This is a genomic window from Streptomyces sp. BBFR2 (genome assembly GCF_044497305.1).
Lineage (GTDB): Bacteria > Actinomycetota > Actinomycetes > Streptomycetales > Streptomycetaceae > Streptomyces.
On record NZ_CP172415.1, the window covers coordinates 5,676,067 to 5,693,372 of the forward strand.

The 17,306-nt window shown below is 74.4% G+C and carries 16 protein-coding genes; 12 read left to right on the forward strand and 4 right to left on the reverse strand.

Going from position 1 to position 17,306, the window contains the following annotated elements; translation table 11 throughout:
• Positions 1-126: 126 nt before the first annotated feature.
• Positions 127-1,188, reverse strand: a complete 1,062-nt coding sequence (locus tag ACGH2B_RS23140; RefSeq protein ID WP_399093129.1) for a DUF3533 domain-containing protein — start codon at positions 1,186-1,188, stop codon at positions 127-129.
• Between the two features lie 174 nt (positions 1,189-1,362).
• Positions 1,363-2,016: a TetR/AcrR family transcriptional regulator gene (locus ACGH2B_RS23145; protein WP_399093132.1), complete on the reverse strand. Its 654-nt coding sequence runs from the start codon at positions 2,014-2,016 to the stop codon at positions 1,363-1,365.
• A 152-nt stretch (positions 2,017-2,168) separates the two neighbouring features.
• Between ACGH2B_RS23145 and ACGH2B_RS23150 the strand changes: the two genes are divergently transcribed.
• The 4 genes from ACGH2B_RS23150 (at position 2,169) to ACGH2B_RS23165 (ending at position 4,646) form a co-directional block, all read left to right on the forward strand.
• Positions 2,169-2,561: a VOC family protein gene (locus ACGH2B_RS23150; RefSeq protein ID WP_399093135.1), complete on the forward strand. Its 393-nt coding sequence runs from the start codon at positions 2,169-2,171 to the stop codon at positions 2,559-2,561.
• A 68-nt stretch (positions 2,562-2,629) separates the two neighbouring features.
• Positions 2,630-3,286, forward strand: coding sequence for a CatB-related O-acetyltransferase (locus ACGH2B_RS23155; RefSeq protein WP_399093138.1), 657 nt, complete (start codon positions 2,630-2,632; stop codon positions 3,284-3,286).
• Positions 3,283-4,224, forward strand: a complete 942-nt coding sequence (locus tag ACGH2B_RS23160; RefSeq protein ID WP_399093141.1) for a virginiamycin B lyase — start codon at positions 3,283-3,285, stop codon at positions 4,222-4,224. Before ACGH2B_RS23155 ends, ACGH2B_RS23160 begins: the two co-directional genes overlap by 4 nt.
• A gap of 74 nt (positions 4,225-4,298) precedes the next feature.
• Positions 4,299-4,646, forward strand: a complete 348-nt coding sequence (locus ACGH2B_RS23165; protein ID WP_399093144.1) for a YciI family protein — start codon at positions 4,299-4,301, stop codon at positions 4,644-4,646.
• Positions 4,647-4,799: 153 nt separating this feature from the next.
• Here ACGH2B_RS23165 and ACGH2B_RS23170 read toward each other — a convergent pair whose 3' ends face one another.
• Complete coding sequence (locus tag ACGH2B_RS23170) at positions 4,800-5,741, reverse strand: NADP-dependent oxidoreductase (RefSeq protein WP_399093147.1); 942 nt, start codon at positions 5,739-5,741, stop codon at positions 4,800-4,802.
• 69 nt (positions 5,742-5,810) lie between these two features.
• Here ACGH2B_RS23170 and ACGH2B_RS23175 point away from each other — a divergent pair, with 69 nt between their 5' ends.
• Positions 5,811-6,830 (forward strand): GlxA family transcriptional regulator, encoded by a 1,020-nt coding sequence (locus ACGH2B_RS23175; RefSeq protein WP_399093150.1) that lies wholly within the window; start codon positions 5,811-5,813, stop codon positions 6,828-6,830.
• Between the two features lie 302 nt (positions 6,831-7,132).
• A complete protein-coding gene (locus ACGH2B_RS23180; protein ID WP_399093153.1) occupies positions 7,133-7,606 on the forward strand; it encodes an NUDIX domain-containing protein in 474 nt (157 codons plus the stop codon).
• Between the two features lie 114 nt (positions 7,607-7,720).
• Here the strand turns inward: ACGH2B_RS23180 and ACGH2B_RS23185 are convergent, their stop codons facing one another.
• Positions 7,721-8,095: a hypothetical protein gene (locus ACGH2B_RS23185; RefSeq protein ID WP_399093156.1), complete on the reverse strand. Its 375-nt coding sequence runs from the start codon at positions 8,093-8,095 to the stop codon at positions 7,721-7,723.
• A gap of 354 nt (positions 8,096-8,449) precedes the next feature.
• Here ACGH2B_RS23185 and ACGH2B_RS23190 point away from each other — a divergent pair, with 354 nt between their 5' ends.
• From ACGH2B_RS23190 to ACGH2B_RS23215, 6 genes are all read left to right on the forward strand, one after another.
• Entirely contained in the window at positions 8,450-10,669 is a 2,220-nt protein-coding gene (locus ACGH2B_RS23190) for an NADP-dependent isocitrate dehydrogenase (protein WP_399093159.1), read from the forward strand.
• Between the two features lie 357 nt (positions 10,670-11,026).
• A complete protein-coding gene (gene asnB / locus ACGH2B_RS23195) occupies positions 11,027-12,877 on the forward strand; it encodes an asparagine synthase (glutamine-hydrolyzing) (RefSeq protein WP_399093162.1) in 1,851 nt (616 codons plus the stop codon).
• Between the two features lie 213 nt (positions 12,878-13,090).
• Positions 13,091-13,483, forward strand: a complete 393-nt coding sequence (locus tag ACGH2B_RS23200) for a GntR family transcriptional regulator (RefSeq protein WP_399093165.1) — start codon at positions 13,091-13,093, stop codon at positions 13,481-13,483.
• Positions 13,484-13,562: 79 nt separating this feature from the next.
• Positions 13,563-14,525 (forward strand): pirin family protein, encoded by a 963-nt coding sequence (locus ACGH2B_RS23205; RefSeq protein WP_399093168.1) that lies wholly within the window; start codon positions 13,563-13,565, stop codon positions 14,523-14,525.
• Between the two features lie 326 nt (positions 14,526-14,851).
• On the forward strand, positions 14,852-15,982 hold the full coding sequence (locus tag ACGH2B_RS23210) for a hypothetical protein (RefSeq protein WP_399093171.1): 1,131 nt from the start codon (positions 14,852-14,854) through the stop codon (positions 15,980-15,982).
• 303 nt (positions 15,983-16,285) lie between these two features.
• Entirely contained in the window at positions 16,286-17,086 is an 801-nt protein-coding gene (locus ACGH2B_RS23215; RefSeq protein ID WP_399093174.1) for a class I SAM-dependent methyltransferase, read from the forward strand.
• Positions 17,087-17,306 lie beyond the last annotated feature (220 nt).

Here is a 17,306-nt window from a genome sequence, read left to right on the forward strand (position 1 = left end):
GCGCCCGGCGCTCCCCGAATGGCCCGAAGCCGGTGCGTACGGGGCGGCGGGGCGGCCCGGACCCGGTGGTTCCGGGGCCCCGGGCGCGCTGTCGGTGCGCGTAGGCGGCGGCCCCGGCCCGTCCGCTCAGGGGCGCGGTGTCACCGGCGCCAGGCTGTTGTTGCGGCGGTCGCGGTCGCGGAGCGCCGCGAGGACGACGCTGACCAGCACCCCGCCGAGGGCCCAGGCGCCGAGCACCAGCAGCGCCGCGGTCATGCCGTTGCCGCCGAAGTAGGCGACGGAGCGGGACGCCCAGGTCCCCGCGCCCGGGGGCAGCGCTGGACCGATCGCCCGCCAGAAGGGCGGCAGCAGCGGATACGGGTACGCGCCGCCCGCGCTCGGGTTGCCGAACACCACGATCACCAGGATCGCCAGCCCGATGCCCACGACGCCCAGCAGGGTCTGGAACGCCAGAGTGGTCGCCCCCACCGCGAAGACGATCAGCGCGCCCAGCCCCCACAGCCCGAAGAGGCTGCCGGGCAGCGCGTTCAGCACCGGGCCGATCACCACCGCACCGGCCAGCCCGGCGATGATCGAGTAGAGGGCGAGGGCGGCCAGCCGGATCAGCGCGCGGTGGGTGTTCGCCGGGCGGGCGCCCGAGCTGATCGCGAGGATCGCGGCACACAGATAGCCGCCCACGCACCACCCCACGACCAGGTAGAACGACGACAGGCTGCGCGAGTCGCCGCCCGCCGCCGGCCGGACGTCCTCGGTCCGTACGGTGCGGCCCTGCGCCTTGTCCGCCGCGGTGACGACCGCCTCCGTCGCCTGGGACAGCGCCGCCCCGCCGCCGCTCGTGACCAGCAGCCGGTCGGTGGTGGAGCGCGGGTCGACGACCAGCGCCGCGTCGATCTTCCGGTCCCGCAGTTGCCGGAGCGCCGCGTCGCGGGAGGGCAGTGCGCGCGGGTCCAGCGGCGAGCCGGGCAGCTTGCCGAGCTTGGCCACCAGCTCACCGCGGGCCTGCGCGGGCGCGACCACGCCGAGCGCGATATCGGTCGGCTTCGGCGCGTGGAAGGCACCGGCGTAGGAGGCGATGAACGCGATCATCAGGCCCAGCACGCCGGTGACGAGCAGCGCGGCGCGGGTGGTCACCGCGCTGCGCACCTCTTGGCGGAAGGTCGTCCGGGTGCCGTCGTCGGTCGTGGCCATGGGCCGCTCCTCGCCGTGTCGCGCCGGTGCTCGTACCCGGCTGTGCTCCCACATCCTCCGGTCGGCGCAGCCATCGCGCAGAGCGGACGGGGCCGAATGACGGAGGGACCGGGCCCGGCGGGCGGCCGCGGTCCGGCGTGTCCGGCCCGCTCGGGGGCCGTCCGCCGGGCCCGGTCAGGCGATGGCGTAGTGGGCGAGGGCGGGTTCGAGCGTGCCGAAGGCGGTGTCCGCCTCCGCGGTGACGATCGCGGTGATCTCGCCGTCGGGCCTCCCTGCCAGGGTGAGTTCCTGGATGCGGGTGAACAGGACGCGGTGGACGGCGCCGAGCAACCCGGCCGCGGTGCGCACCGCGATGTCGTCCGGCGAGGCGCCGGTGGCGGTGGCGAGGGCCTGGGCCAGGGCGTGTTCGCGCTGGTCGTGCAGGCCGCGCAGACAGGCGGAGAGGGTGGGGCTGTCGGCGACCATACGGGCGAAGGCGGGGCCGGAGAATCCGGCGACGGGGTTCGCGGTCGCGGCGTCGTCGGCGAAGGCGCGGTGCAGCGCCGCGAGGGCGGATTCGCCGGTCCGCCGGGTGGCCACGGTGTGCGCCAGGGAGGCGGTGAACGCGTCCTGGTGGTCCAGGGCCAGATCCTCCTTGCGCGCGAAGTAGTTGGTCACGGTCTTCTTGGCGACCCGCGCGGCGTCGGCGATCTCGGCGATGGTGGTCCGCTCGAAGCCCTGGTCGACGAAGAGGCGGGTGGCGTGGTCGGAGATGAGCTGCCGGGTCTCCTGCTTCTTGGATTCGCGCAGGCCGGTGGGGCGCGCGGGCGGGGCGGTGTCGTTACCCATGGGCCAATCTTACTCTCGTGGCATTTTTATATTGACGGCGAGAATGCGCCAGGCTAACTTTACGCCCGTCGTAAGTTTGCCATCGAAGAAGGGGGCGGGCGAGCCGTGGCCGGGGTGACCGGACCGCGCTCCGTCCGTCGAGGAGAACCGTCTTGCAGATCACCGCGTCCACCCTCTCGCTCACCGTCGACGACGTCGCCGCGTCCCGGCGGTTCTTCACCGCCCACCTCGGCTACACCGAGCGGGCCGCCGCCGAGGGATTCGCCGCCCTGTCGCGCGACGACGCCGCGGTGGACCTCGTCCTGCTCGCCCGCGGTACCGAGGTGCTCCCGGCCGATCAGCGCGACCGGCGCGCCTCCGGTCTGATCCTCGCTCTCACCTGCGCCGGTATCGCGGACGAGGAGCGGCGGCTGCGCGCCGAGGGCGTCGAGATCACCCTGCCGCTGCGCGAGGAGCCCTGGGGCGAACGCCTCTTCCAGGTCACCGACCCCAACGGCGTGATCGTCCAGTTCGTCGAGTGGGTGGCGGCCGGGGACGGCGTCTGACCGCCCCGCTCGTACCCACCCACCCGTACGGCCCAAAAGCCGGGCCGCCGACCTCGAAGGACCGCACGTTGTCCCCTGATCCCCAGGCCGTTCACCCGCTGCCCGCACATGAGCGCGTGGTGTTCCTCAGGCCGCTGATCACCTCGCCGAAGATCGTCGTGGGTGAGTACACCTACTACGACGACCCGGACGGCGCGACCGCGTTCGAGGACCGCAACGTCCTGTACGCGTACGGCCCCGAGCGGCTGGTCATCGGCCGGTACTGCGCCCTCGCGACGGGCGTCCGCTTCCTCATGGCGGGCGCGGACCACCCGACGATGGGGGTGTCCACCTTCCCGTTCACCATGTTCGGCGGCGACTGGGCCGAGCGGACCCTGGAGATCGTCACCGCCATGCCCAGCCGCGGTGACACGGTCGTCGGCAACGACGTCTGGTTCGGCCACCACGTGACCGTCATGCCCGGTGTCCGTATCGGCGACGGCGCGATCATCGCCGCCGGTGCCGTCGTCACCGCCGACGTCCCGCCGTACACGATCGTCGGCGGCAACCCGGCCCGGCCGATCCGGCAGCGGTTCGACGACGAAGGAGTGGCGCAGCTCCTGCGCGCCGCGTGGTGGGACTGGCCCGCCGACCTCGTCGCCGCGCACGCCCACACCCTCATGGCCGGCACCCCGGCCGACATCGCCCGCGTCGCCGCCGAGCACGGTACGGAGAAGCCTCTGTGACGACCCCCGCGACCCACGTATCCATCGAGGAACACCCGGTGGCCGATGCCGGGGCCGGGCCGTACGCCCTCACCACCGGGCCCGACGGCGCGCTGTGGTTCACCCTCGTGCACGGCGGACGGATCGGCCGGCTGGTCCCGGGCGAAGAGCCGGCCTCGTACCCGCTCGATCCCGGCAGCGGGCCGACCGTCATCACCCCCGGGCCGGACGGCGCGCTGTGGTTCACCGAGTACCGGGCGGACCGGATCGGGCGGATCACCACCGGCGGGAGCGTCGACGGGTTCGCCCTGCCCGCCCCGGGCAGCGGACCGTTCGGTATCGCGGCGGGCCCCGACGGCGCGCTCTGGTTCACCGAGACCGCCGCCGACCGGATCGGGCGGATCACCACCGACGGGCACCTCACCGAGTTCCCGCTCCCGGTCACGGGCGCGTTCCCCTCCGCGATCGCCGCCGGGGGCGACGGCGGGATGTGGTTCACGCTCAACCAGGCGAACGCCATCGGCCGGATCGGCATGGACGGCGCGATCACCCACCACCCGCTGCCGACGGAGGCGGCCGGACCGGTGGGGATCGCCGCGGCTCCTGACGGCGCGCTCTGGTTCGTCGAGATCGCCGCCGGTCAGCTCGGGCGGATCACCACCGACGGGCACATCACGGAATTCCCGCTGCCGGATCGCGCCGCCCGGCCGCACGGCGTCACCGTCGATTCCGGCGGCACCGTGTGGTTCACCGAATGGGGCGGCAACCGCGTCGGCGCGCTCACCCCCGGCGGCGCCCTCACCGTCCACGACCTGCCCACGCCCGGCTCCGAGCCGCACGGCATCGCGGTGGGCCCCGACGGCGCCCTGTGGACGGCGCTGGAGACCGGAGCGCTCGCCCGCGTCGCCCCGGCGGACGGCGCCGTCCGACCAGGCCGCCCGCTTTCTTCGCACCCCTAGCGCCCCTCGTACAGCACCCCCTCGTACCCATCGCCACCAGCGGCCGCCCGTCCGGCGGCCGGAGAGGAACACCGATGAAATACGCACTCGTGATCTTCGAGACGGACGCGTCACGCCGCCGGATCCGGACCGACCGGGAGGCCCACCGCAAGGAGTACGAAAGCTGGATCGGCGCGCTCGCCGCGGCCGGGAAGCTGGTCGGCGGCGAGGCCCTGGAGACCGAGCACACCGGTCCGGTGACCGTGCGCGCCGCGGCCGACGGGACGTCGACGGTGACCGAGGGGCCCGCGCACACCGGTGCGGAGACCCTGGGCGGCTGGTTCCTCGTCGAGGTGGCCGATCGCGCGGAGGCCGTCGAACTGGCCAGGAGCCTGCCCACCCCGGAGACGATCGAGATCCGCCCGGTCCTCGAATCGGCCTGACCGGATCCGTCCCGGTGGCGCGGTGAGCCGGCGCCGCGCCACCGGGACGGCCCGGGCGCACGGCCCGCACGGCAGGTCCGCGCCACCGGGCCGGTGGCCCGCCCACGCGGGACGCCACCGGCCCGTACGCCCCGCCCCGCCGGGCGCCGCGCCTCACACCGTCAGGACGATCTTCCCCGCGGTGCGCCCGGTCTCGCCCAGCTCATGGGCCTTGGCCGCGTCGGACAGCGGGAACGTCGCGGCGATCTCCGCCCGCAGCCGGCCGGCCGCCGCCAGCTCCGCGAGCGCCCGCATGCCCTGCTGGTCGTGCTCGACGACGATGCCCTTCGCCCGCACCCCGAGCCGTTCGGCCTCGGCGCGCACCGCCTCGTCGGTGCCGAGGATGCTCACATAGCTCCCGCCCGGCCGCAGCGTGCGCAGCGACCGCGGGCCGTACTCCCCGGCGATGGTGTCCAGGACCACGTCCGCGTCGCGCACCGCCTCGGCGAAGTCCACCGCGTGGTAGTCGATCATCTCGTCGGCGCCCAGCCCGCGGACGAACGCGTGCTTCGGCGCGCTCGCGGTGCCGATGACGTACGCGCCGCGCGCCTTGGCGATCTGCACCGCCAGATGGCCGACGCCGCCCGCCGCCGCGTGGATCAGCACCCGCTGCCCCTCGCGCACCCCGGCGGTGTCCACCAGCGCCTGCCAGGCGGTGAGCGCCGCCAGCGGCAGCGCGCCGGCCTGGACGTGGTCGATCTCCGCGGGCTTGGGCACCAGCGCCCGCGCGGGGGCGAGGACGTACTCGGCGAAGGCGCCGACGCCGTCCGGGTAGGGCAGCATCCCGAAGACCTCGTCGCCCACCTCGTGCAGCGCCGCGCCCCAGCCGAGTTCTTCGACCACGCCGGACACGTCCCAGCCGAGCACCAGCGGCAGCGGGCGGGAGACGGTGGTGCGGCGCTGCCGGTTCTTCCAGTCGGTCGGGTTGAGCCCGGCGGCCCGCACCCGTACCAGGACCTGGCCGACGCCCGGCACCGGCCGCTCGCGTTCGGTCTCCGTCAGCACCTCGGGGCCGCCGAAGGTGTCCTGGCTGATCACTCGCATCGTGTTCGTCATGGCTCCACCGTGCCCGACCGGGGCGGCCGGGAAAATGGCAGGATTGCCATCCTCCGCTAGGATCCTGCCATGCCCGCTCCCGCATCCGCCCCGGTGGCCGCCCCGCACCGCGTCGTCGTCCTCGCGCTCGACGGCGTCTACCCCTTCGAACTGGGCATCCCCGCCCGGATCTTCGGCGCCCTGCCCGACCGGTACACCGTCCTCACCTGCAGCGCGGACGGCCGCCCGGTCCGCACCCGCGCCGATTTCACGATCACCGCGGACCACGGACCCGAAGTCCTCGAATCGGCCGATACGGTGATCATTCCCCCGTCCGGGGCCACCGAGGCACCGTCCGCCCTGGCCCGCGTCCGCCCCGGCGCCCGCCTCGTCTCCATCTGCACCGGCGCCCGCGTCCTGGCCGCCGCCGGACTGCTCGACGGCCGCCCGGCCACCACGCACTGGTACGAGGCGCCGGAGTTCGCCCGCCGCCACCCGCGCGTCCGCGTCGACCCGGACGTGCTCTTCGTCGACGACGGCGACGTACTGACCTCGGCGGGCGCCGCCTCGGGCGTCGACCTCTGCCTGCACCTCGTCCGCAGGGACCACGGCAGTGAGATCGCCAACCGGGTGGCCCGGGCGTGCGTCGTCCCCGCCTGGCGCGACGGCGGGCAGGCGCAGTACATCGAACGCCCGGTGCCGCCGCCCGCCGCGGAGAGCACCGCCCCGGCCCGCGCCTGGGCGCTCGACCACCTCCACCTGCCGCTGACCCTGGCCGACCTGGCCGGCCGGGCGCGGATGAGCGGACGGACCTTCGCTCGCCGCTTCCAGCAGGAGCTGGGCATGAGCCCCGGCCGCTGGCTGATCCAGCAGCGCGTGGACCGCGCCCGCCACCTGCTGGAATCCAGCGACCTCTCCGTGGACCGGATCGCCGGCGAGGTCGGCTTCGCCACCGCCGCCTCCCTCCGTCAGCATCTCCAGGCGGCGGTCGGCGTCTCCCCGCTGGCCTACCGCCGCACCTTCCGCGGCGGCGCGGCGGGCGTGGCGGGACCGTCCCGCGCGGGCGCGTCCGGCGCGGCCGGGGACCGGCGGGTGCCCGCGGGCACCTGAGCCGCCGGGATGCGGGGCCGCTGCCGCGCCGGGTCACGGGGCTGCCGTCGCCGCCGGGCCGCCGGAGGCTCACACCGCGGCGCGCCGCACCAGCCGCGCGCCGCACCAGCCGCGCGGCGCATCAGTCGCATCAGCCGCGTGCCGCGCCCGCCGCGTGCCGCGCCCGCCGCGTGCCGCGCCCGCCGCGTGCCGCGCCCGCCGCACCCGCCGACCCCCGTACCGCCGCTCCCCGTACGCCGACTCCCGGGGCCCGGACCTCGGGTCACCGCGCCCCCGCACCGCCGGGCGCGCAGACTGGCACCGTGGCCGTGAGACGCAGCGCCGGACTGCTGCTGTTCCGCCGCGCCGGCGGCGGTGCGCAGGTGCTGCTGGCGCACATGGGCGGGCCGTTGTGGGCCCGGCGCGAGGCGGGTGCCTGGACGGTGCCCAAGGGGGAGTACGTGCCGCCGGAGGAGCCCCGGGACGCGGCCGTGCGGGAGTTCACCGAGGAATTGGGGCTGCCCGCGCCGCCAGGCCCGTACCTCCCGCTGGGCGAGGTCCGGCAGACCGGCGGCAAGACCGTGACGGTCTGGGCGGTCGAGGCGGATCTCGACCCGGACGCGATCGTGCCCGGCACCTTCGAGATGTTCTGGCCGCCCCGCTCCGGCACGGTCCGCGCCTTCCCGGAGGTCGACCGCGTCGCCTGGTGCACCCCCGACGAGGCCCGCGCCCGCCTGGTGACGGCCCAGCGCGCCTTCCTCGACCGGCTCGCCGCACACCTCGCGGCGGGGGAGTGAAGCCCCGGCCACGCGGCGGCTCCCCGCTGCGGTGACCCCGTGGCTCCCGGTGCGGCTCCCCGGACAGCTCGTGGTGCGGCTCGGCTCCCGTACGCGCGTGTCCGCGCCGGTCCCTCAGCTTCGGCCGCGTACCGCCCGGTGGTGCTGGCGGGCGAAGAGGTAGGCGGCGCCGGTGGCCAGCAGCGCCATACCGCCGAGGGCCGGCGGCCCCGCCTCCCCCTCGCCGCTCGTCCCGCGCCCGGCCTCCTGCCCGCCGCGCTCCGGCCGGTCCCGGTGTGCCGCGCCATGGGGGAGCGCGGCATTCCGTACGACGGCGGGGTACGGGCCCGGGGCGTCCCGTACGACGGCGGGGCGCGGCTGCGGGGCGCGGGCGGCGGCGGGGGTGGTGCAGGCGAGGGTCCCGGTGAGCGCGGCCAGTGCGGCGAGCGCGAGCGGGACCGGACGGACGGGGACCACCGGCGTGCGGGAGGCCGTGCGGAGTACGGGCATCGGGATCTCCTTGTCGCGCCGGTGCCGGAGCGGGTGCGGTGGGGGGCCGGGCGGCGAACGGCAGTACCCTCCCCGGCATGCCGGGCGCCGACCCGCGCACCCGCCCCGGCACCGGAGACGCTAGCCAACCCGCGCCGCCGATCGGGCGCCCGACCGGCCTCCGGGGTGATCCATAAGGCTCTCTTAAGGTCCGGCTAAGCGCCGGCTCAGGTTCCCGCCGTCCGGCCGGATTCCGGCAGCTCGCGGGGCCGGAGAGGGCTTGAGGGGAAACCGCTTCCAGGGTCCTGTCGAGAAGGGGCCCGCCACGAGATATCTTGATGTCAAGCAATGTTGCAGACGTGGAGCGGAGCACCGGTGACTGACTCGACCATCATCTACACCCACACCGACGAGGCGCCGGCACTGGCGACCTACTCGTTCCTGCCGGTCATCGAGGCGTACGCCTCGACCGCGGGCGTCGCCGTGGAGACCCGCGACATCTCGCTCGCGGGCCGGATCATCGCGAGCTTCCCCGAGCGCCTGCGGGAGGACCAGCGCATCGACGACGCCCTCGCCGAGCTGGGCGAGCTGGCGAAGACGCCGGGCGCCAACATCATCAAGCTGCCGAACATCTCGGCGTCGATCCCGCAGCTCAAGGCGGCCATCGCCGAGCTGCAGGAGCAGGGCTACGCGCTGCCGGACTACCCGGACGACCCGAAGACCGACGAGGACAAGGACGTCCGCGCCCGGTACGACAAGGTCAAGGGCAGCGCCGTCAACCCGGTCCTGCGCGAGGGCAACTCCGACCGCCGCGCCCCCGCGTCGGTCAAGAACTACGCCAAGGCCCACCCGCACCGCATGGGCAAGTGGACCGCCGACTCCAAGACCAACGTCGCCACCATGGGCGTGGACGACTTCCGCTCCACCGAGAAGTCCGCGGTCATCGCCGCGGACGGTGCGCTGCGCATCGAGCTGACCGGTGACGACGGCTCCACCACCGTGCTGCGCGAGTCGGTGCCGGTCCTCAAGGGCGAGGTCGTCGACGCCTCCGTCATGCGCGTCGCCGCGCTGCGCGAGTTCTTCACCGCGCAGATCGCCCGCGCCAAGGCCGAGGGCGTCCTCTTCTCGCTGCACCTCAAGGCCACGATGATGAAGGTCTCCGACCCGATCATCTTCGGGCACGCGGTGCGCGCCTTCTTCCCGAAGACCTTCGCCGAGTACGGCGACGTCCTGGCCGCCGCGGGCCTGACCCCGAACGACGGTCTCGGCGGCATCCTCAAGGGCGCCGAGGCGCTGCCCGAGGGCGCGGCCATCAAGGCGTCCTTCGAGGCGGAGCTGGCCGAGGGCCCCGAGATGGCGATGGTCGACTCCGACCGCGGCATCACCAACCTGCACGTCCCGTCCGACGTCATCGTCGACGCGTCCATGCCGGCCATGATCCGCACCTCCGGCCACATGTGGGGCCCCGACGGCCAGGAGCACGACACCCTCGCCGTCCTCCCCGACAGCAGCTACGCCGGTGTCTACCAGGTCGTCCTCGACGACTGCCGTGCCAACGGCGCCTTCGACCCGGCCACCATGGGCTCGGTGCCCAACGTCGGTCTGATGGCGCAGAAGGCCGAGGAGTACGGCAGCCACGACAAGACCTTCGAGATCCCCGCCACCGGCACGGTGCGCGTCCTCGACGGCAACGGCGACACCGTCCTGGAGCAGGCCGTCGGCGCCGGCGACATCTTCCGCATGTGCCAGACCAAGGACCTGCCGATCCAGGACTGGGTCAAGCTGGCCGTCACCCGCGCCCGCGCCACCGGCGCCCCGGCCGTCTTCTGGCTCGACGAGGACCGCGCCCACGACGCGCGGCTGATCGCCAAGGTCAAGACGTACCTCGCCGACCACGACACCGACGGTCTGCGGATCGAGATCATGTCGCCGGAGGCGGCCACGGCCTTCTCCCTGGAGCGCATCCGCCGCGGTGAGGACACCATCTCCGTCACCGGCAACGTCCTGCGTGACTACCTGACGGACCTCTTCCCCATCCTGGAGCTGGGCACCAGCGCCAAGATGCTCTCCGTCGTCCCGCTGATGAGCGGCGGTGGCCTCTTCGAGACCGGCGCCGGCGGCTCCGCGCCCAAGCACGTCCAGCAGCTCGTCAAGGAGAACTACCTGCGCTGGGACAGCCTGGGCGAGTTCCTCGCGCTGGCCGTCAGCTTCGAGCACCTGGCGTCGACCACCGGCAACGCCCGCGCCCAGGTCCTGGCCGACACCCTCGACCGCGCGACCGGCACCTTCCTCAACGAGGACAAGTCCCCCAGCCGCAAGCTCGGCGGCATCGACAACCGCGGCAGCCACTTCTACCTGGCCCTGTACTGGGCCCAGGAGCTGGCCAAGCAGACCGACGACGCGCAGCTCGCCGAGGCGTTCGCGGCGCTCGCCAAGACGCTGACCGAGCAGGAGGCGACCATCGTCGACGAGCTGATCGCCGTCCAGGGCTCCCCGGTCGACCTCGGCGGCTACTACCAGCCCGCCGCCGCCAAGGCCGCCGCCGTCATGCGTCCGTCGGCCACCTTCAACCAGGCGCTGGCCACCCTGAGCTGATCCGGCCCGCGGGGTGCCTCCCGCGCCCCGTCCTCCGCCCCGTCCGGCACCCGCCGGGCGGGGCGGAGGTGTGTCCGGGGCCTGCCGGGCGGGGCGCGGGAGTCTCCGGAGCCCGCCCGCCCCGGCTCCCGTACCCGGCTCCGTACGGGCGGCGGACCGGAGCCCGTACGGCCGGCGGGCGCCGGGTTACGGCCATGCCGTGGCCGGTGGACGCCCAGGAGCCCGGCGGCTGCCCTGGCTCGTTCGGCACAGTCCGGAACCTGCATAGGTGGTTGCTACAGCTACCCCGGCGTACCGTGATCAACGTGGTCGGCTGCCGCAAATGCGGCGGCCCGCTTCCTCTTAAGGAGCCGCGAGATGTGTGGAATCACCGGATGGATCTCCTACGACCGTGACCTCACCGCCGAGCGTCCCACCCTTGAAGCCATGACCGAGACGATGGCCTGCCGCGGACCGGACGCCGCCGGGATCTGGCTCGGTACCCATGCCGCGTTCGGCCACCGCCGCCTCGCCGTCATCGACATCGACGGCGGCAAGCAGCCGATGTCCGTCGAGCACGACGGCCGTACCCTGCTCGTCACCACGTACAGCGGCGAGGTCTACAACTACCGTGAACTGAAAGCCGAGTTGGAGGGCCTTGGGCACTCCTTCCGGACGCAGAGCGACACCGAGGTCGTGCTCCACGCCTACCTGGAGTGGGGCGAGGCGTTCACCGAGCGCCTCAACGGGATGTACGCCTTCGCGCTCTGGGACCCGCGGACCGAGGAACTCCTCCTGGTCCGTGACCGTATGGGCATCAAGCCCCTCTATTACCGGCCCACGCCGCACGGTGTGCTCTTCGGTTCCGAGCCCAAGGCGATCAACGCCCACCCCGAGGTGCGGCCCGCCGTCGATGCCGAGGGTCTCGCCGAACTGATCACTTTCACCAAGACCCCCGGCCACGGCGTCTTCAAGGGCATGTACGAGGTCCGCCCCGGCCACACCGTCCGCGTCACCCGCGACGGTCTGACCACCCGCTGCTACTGGGCCCTTCAGGCGCGAGAGCACACCGACGACCTCGACACCACCGTCGCGCACATCCGCGGTCTGCTGGACGACATCGTCGCCCGCCAGCTCATCGCCGACGTCCCGCTGTGCTCCCTGCTCTCCGGCGGCCTCGACTCGTCGGCGATCACCGCGCTCGCCGCCGGCGCGCTGGCCGAGCAGGGCAACGGCCCGGTCCGCTCCTTCGCCGTCGACTTCGCCGGCTACACCGAGAACTTCACCCCCGACGACCTGCGCGGCACCCCCGACGGCCCGTACGCCCACGCCCTCGCCGAACACGTCGCCTCCGACCACCACGACATCGTGCTGGACACCGCCGCGCTGATGGACCCGGGCCACCGCGCCGCCGTCCTCGCCGCCCGCGACCTGCCCAACGGCTTCGGCGACGGCGACACCTCCCTCTACCTCCTCTTCAAGGCGGTACGCGAACAGTCGACGGTCGCGCTCTCCGGCGAATCGGCCGATGAGATCTTCGGCGGCTACCGCTGGTTCCACGACCCCGAGGCCGTCAACGCCGACACCTTCCCCTGGATCGCCGCCGGCGTCTCGGGCCGCTTCGCCGGCGGCAACGCCGTCCGTGAGGCGCTCATCGACCGCGGGCTCCTGGAACGTCTCGACCTCAAGGGCTACGAGGACCGCCGCTACCGCGAGGCGCTGGCCGAGGTTCCCTACCTCGACAGCGACACCGGGCTCCAGCGGCGGATGCGCGAGGTCAGCTACCTGCACCTGACCCGTTTCGTGCAGATCCTCCTCGACCGCAAGGACCGCGCCTCGATGGCCGTCGGCCTGGAGGTCCGCGTCCCGTTCTGCGACCACCGCCTCGTCGAGTACGTCTTCAACACCCCCTGGTCGATGAAGACGTTCGACGGCCGCGAGAAGTCGCTGCTGCGCGCCGCCGTCCGCGATGTGCTGCCCGCCTCCGTCGCCGACCGGGTCAAGAGCCCGTACCCCAGCATCCAGGACCCGGGGTACAACGAGGCGCTCCGCAACGAACTGCGGGACGTCACCGCCGACCGGAACGCCCCGGTCAAGCCGCTGCTGGACTCCGCGATCGTCAAGGAGGTCACCGCCGAGGGCGCCACCGAGGACATCCGTCCCGGCGCCGAACTGGTCCTCGGCCTCAACGCCTGGCTCCGCACCACGGGCACCACGCTGGACCTGTGAGCCGGACCGCCCCGGGGAGCACCACCGCTCCCCGGGGCGGACCTCCGGCCGCGCCGCCCGGAGTGCCGGGCCCGGGCGGCGCCCCGGCGAGGCCGCCGGGCGAGGCCGCCGCCGCGGACCGCCCCGGCCCCCGCCCCGCCCTGCCGCACAATGGTGCGACACACGCGTCCCGGCCCGCACCGGGCCGTCCCCCGCACCCCAGGAGCGCCCGCCGTGTCCTCGCCGCAGCACCTCCGGATCAGCCTCGACCCCCGGTCCGCCGACGCCCCGTTCGAGCAGGTCCGCGCCACCATCGCCGACCGGGCCAGGTCCGGGGCGCTGCCCGTGGGCTTCCGCCTCCCCACCGTCCGCGGTCTCGCCGGTGAACTGGGCCTCGCCGCCAACACCGTCGCCAAGGCGTACCGCGCCCTGGAGGCCGACGGGGTGATCGAGACCCGCGGCCGCAACGGCAGCTTCATCGCCGCGGCGGGCGACGCCGCCGGGAAGGAGGCCGCCACCGCCGCCGCCGACTACGCCCGCCGCGCCCACCGCCTCGGCCTGGACCACGACGCCGCCCTCGCCGCCGTCCGTGACGCGCTCCGCGCCGCGTACGGCACCGGCGGCTGACCCGGGGCACCGCGCGCCCGGACATGCCCGCCCGTACGGCTGCCCGAATCCCGCGGCGGGCCCGGCCTATCGTGACGGCATGAGCAACCTCGATCTCAAACCCGTCACCAAACGCTGCGGGGGCAACGGCCGCACCGGGCCGGTCCGCGACGTCCAGCCCGGCAAGCAGGTGCCGCTCGGCGAATCCACGCTGGTACGGCGGCTGCTGCCCAACCTCGGCCGCCGGATGGTCGGCGCCTGGTGCTTCGTCGACCACTACGGTCCCGACGACATCGCCGGTGAGCCCGGTATGCAGGTGGCGCCGCATCCGCACATGGGCCTGCAGACCGTGAGCTGGCTGCACGACGGGGAGGTGCTGCACCGCGACAGCCTGGGCAGCCTCCAGACCGTCCGCCCGCGCGAACTGGGCCTGATGACCTCGGGCCGGGCCATCGCGCACTCCGAGGAATCACCGCGCGAGCACTCCCGGCTGCTGCACGGCGCGCAGTTGTGGGTCGCGCTGCCCGGCGAACACCGCCACACCGAGCCGTCGTTCGAGCACCACGGCGAGCTGCCCGTCATCACCGGCGCCGGCGGCCTGACCGCCACCGTCATCCTCGGCGAACTGGCCGGCGCCGCCTCGCCCGGCACCACGTACTCGCCGCTCGTCGGCGCCGACCTCGCCCTCACCGCCGGGACCGGCGCCCGGCTGCCGGTCGACCCGGACTTCGAGTACGCCGCCTTGACCATCTCCGGCGAGAGCGAGGTCGACGGGGTCCGCCTCGCCCCCGGCTCCCTCCTCTACCTCGGCTGCGGCCGCACCGAACTCCCGCTCCGCGCCCCCACCGACTGCGCCCTGCTCCTCCTCGGCGGCGAACCCTTCGAGGAGAACCTCGTCATGTGGTGGAACTTCGTCGGCCGCAGCCAGGAGGACATCGAGCAGGCCCGCGCCGACTGGGTGAACGGCGACCGCTTCGGCACCGTCCACGGCTACGACGGCCCGCCGCTGCCCGCCCCGACCCTCCCGGGCGTACCGCTGAAGCCGCGGGGGCGGGTGCGGTGAGCTGGGGGGACGGCGCGGGCGAGCCGTGAGCGGCGGCCCGCGGGCCGGAGAGCGGCCTGAGCCGCGGTGCCGGGCGATACCTGTACGCGGCGTCGCCGACCCTGGCGGCGGCTCCGTGTCCGGCAGCGGTGCCGGCGCGCCGCCGACCGGTACGCCGCGCTCCCGGCCGGTCCGGTGGCGCGCTGACCGCACATCGCCGACGTCCGTTCGCGGTGCCCCGGACGGCCCGGCCACTGTCAGTGCCCGGCCGTAGAGTTCGGCGTGTGACAGCCCTCAACTGGTGCCAATTCGCGGCGACATGCCTCGTCATCGTGGTCGCTTCCGCAGTGTTCAGCAGAATGCTGAACTCCGTCGTCACGGTGTTCTCGCGATCCTGGCGGTACGCGGGCGGGCCGACGTTCCCTTTCACGTTCGGTCTCCCGTACCTGCTGTCGGCCGGCCTCGCCTCCCGTGTGCGGCTCAGTTGCCGGAGCTTCGGTGTGCGGTTCTCGATCTCCGGCCCGGTGCTGACCTGGAAGATCAAGGACAGCTCCCGGGCTTTCACCAACATCCCGCTCTTCGGGGTGGTCAGCGCCGTCCACCTCCCGGCGTTCGCCTTCCTCGCGGCGGTCGTGCTCGCCACCCCGCTCGTCCGCCGGGCGTACGAGTCGCAATTCGGCACGCTCGGTGAGCGGGACCACTTCTATCTCGCCCTCGCGCTGTTCGTCTTCGCCGTCCTCTGGTGGCCCATGGAGGTGCGCAGGGTCCGGGACATCGTCCGCGAGGAGAGCGCCCGCACGGCCTTCTACCACTGCTGCCGGTGTCTGGCGGACTGCCGCCGCGCCCGGGAAGGGAAGATATCCCTCCTCCAGTTCGACGCGCAGATCCACCGTTTCGGCCGGGTGCTGGTCCGCTTCGGGCGGCCCGGCCCGGAGTGGGTGAGCCCGGAGCGCAGGCGCCAACTGGCCGAGCACACCGCCCGGCTGGCCGCCGCCCTCGACGCCGGCTCCGCGCGGGTTCTCGAAGAGGGCGATGAGGCCCTGTCCGAGTTGGCGAGGCTCCTGGCGAGAGTCCTGGAACGCCTCGCGCAGGAGCGGTGGCTGGCGCTCCTGGACGAGAGTGAACTCCCGGCCTATCAACCGCCTTCCGCGGAGGACGAGGAGGCGGAGATCCGTCAGGCGGACAGCCGTGTCGTCCTGGTGGGCGCCACCGCGGCGGCTGTCCTCGTCGGTGTCATGATCAGCCTGGGGGTGCCCGCCGGAGCGGTCGTTCCCGCGGCCCTGATATTCCTGCTCGGCCCGGCGACCATCTGGGGCAGCAAGAAGCTCGGGAGCCCCCGGCAACTCCTCGACGCCATGCGCGGCGGTGTGACGCAGCCGCCGGAGGCCCCGCAGCCGAACGGCGCCCCGGCGGCGGCCCCCGCTGTGCCGTCACCGGCCGCGCCGGCGTCCGGAGGTGCCTCCCGGCCGGCCGGGTGAGGTCCACCGGCCCCGCGGGCGGCGAGGGGGATCCGCCGGGGCGGGGTGCTTCTCCCCGAGCGCACCGCCCGTACCGGTGCGCTTCAGGTGAGGCGGAGGCGCTTCCTCCGCTCTCTCCCGGATGTCCCCACGAGGGGCTCACCGAAGGGCAGGCCGTAGGACGTTCGCGCCGACGGCGCCCGGGCGACCGCTCCTGCCGTGCGCTTCACCCGTTCCGCTCCAGCCACTCACCGGCCTGCCGGGCGTACTGCGGGGCCCGCGGTGGCCGGCGGGGGAGCGGGGACCGGGTGCGAGGATGGCGGGATGGGATCTGAGGACGGCTATCTGCTCGACAACGCCCGGCGCGAGGCGGGGCGCCGCTTCGATACGTTCGCGGAGCTCTTCGACCCGTGGACCTTCGCCCACCTCGACCGGCTGGGGCTCGGCGCGGGGTGGCGCTGCTGGGAGGTGGGCGCGGGCGGCCCGTCGGTGCCCGCCGGGCTCGCCGCGCGCGTCGGGCCGGCCGGCCAGGTCTGGGCGACGGACCTCGACACCTCGTGGCTGACCGGCCCCGGCGACGCCGTGACCGAGGTGCTGCGGCACGACGTGACCCGGGACGCGCCGCCCGCCACCGGCCTCGATCTGGTCCACGCGCGGTTGGTGCTGGTGCATCTGCCGGACCGGGTGGCGGTCCTCGAACGGCTCGCCTCGGCGCTGCGGCCCGGCGGCTGGCTGGTGGTGGAGGACGCCGACCCGGCGCTCCAGCCCCTCGCCTGCCCCGCCGAGGAGGGACCGGCGGCGGAGCGGGCCGAACGTATCCGCCGCGGCTTCCGCGCGCTGCTCGCCGGGCGCGGCGCGGATCTCTCCTTCGGCCGCTCCCTGCCGAGGCTGCTGCGCGGCGCGGGGCTGGAGGACGTCCGGGCCGAGGGGTACTTCCCGGTGACCGCGCCCGCCTGCCGGGAGTTGGAGGCGGCGACGGTACGGCATGTCCGCGGGCCGCTGACGGAGTCCGGGGCGGCGACGGACGCGGAGGTCGACGCGCACCTGGTCTGGCTCGCCGAGGAGGACGCCGCCGTCACCCCCGCGCCCCTGATCACCTGCTGGGGCCGTCGCGGCGGAGGGTGACCGTCCGGCCGTCCGGAGCCGGCGGCGGGCCGGGGCGGCCGGGACGCTTTCCGGCGCGCGGCGCCCGGGCCGGTCCGCCGACGGGGCGGGACGGTGCGCGAGGCCGCGCACCCCGCCGTCTCCGATGTGACCCACCTCACTCGAACTCCCGTGGATCTCCGGGAAACCAGCGGCAACCGGGGTGCCCGCCGCACGTCTCACGCTATGGAGGCCCCAACAG

Coding starts and splice junctions, on each gene's coding strand:
- ACGH2B_RS23140 (WP_399093129.1), bottom strand. CDS start 1,188: ATGGCCACGACCGACGACGGCACCCGGACGACCTTCCGCCAAGAGGTG.
- ACGH2B_RS23145 (WP_399093132.1), bottom strand. CDS start 2,016: ATGGGTAACGACACCGCCCCGCCCGCGCGCCCCACCGGCCTGCGCGAA.
- ACGH2B_RS23165 (WP_399093144.1), top strand. CDS start 4,299: ATGAAATACGCACTCGTGATCTTCGAGACGGACGCGTCACGCCGCCGG.
- ACGH2B_RS23170 (WP_399093147.1), bottom strand. CDS start 5,741: ATGACGAACACGATGCGAGTGATCAGCCAGGACACCTTCGGCGGCCCC.
- ACGH2B_RS23175 (WP_399093150.1), top strand. CDS start 5,811: ATGCCCGCTCCCGCATCCGCCCCGGTGGCCGCCCCGCACCGCGTCGTC.
- ACGH2B_RS23185 (WP_399093156.1), bottom strand. CDS start 8,095: ATGCCCGTACTCCGCACGGCCTCCCGCACGCCGGTGGTCCCCGTCCGT.
- asnB (WP_399093162.1), top strand. CDS start 11,027: ATGTGTGGAATCACCGGATGGATCTCCTACGACCGTGACCTCACCGCC.
- ACGH2B_RS23205 (WP_399093168.1), top strand. CDS start 13,563: ATGAGCAACCTCGATCTCAAACCCGTCACCAAACGCTGCGGGGGCAAC.
- ACGH2B_RS23215 (WP_399093174.1), top strand. CDS start 16,286: ATGGGATCTGAGGACGGCTATCTGCTCGACAACGCCCGGCGCGAGGCG.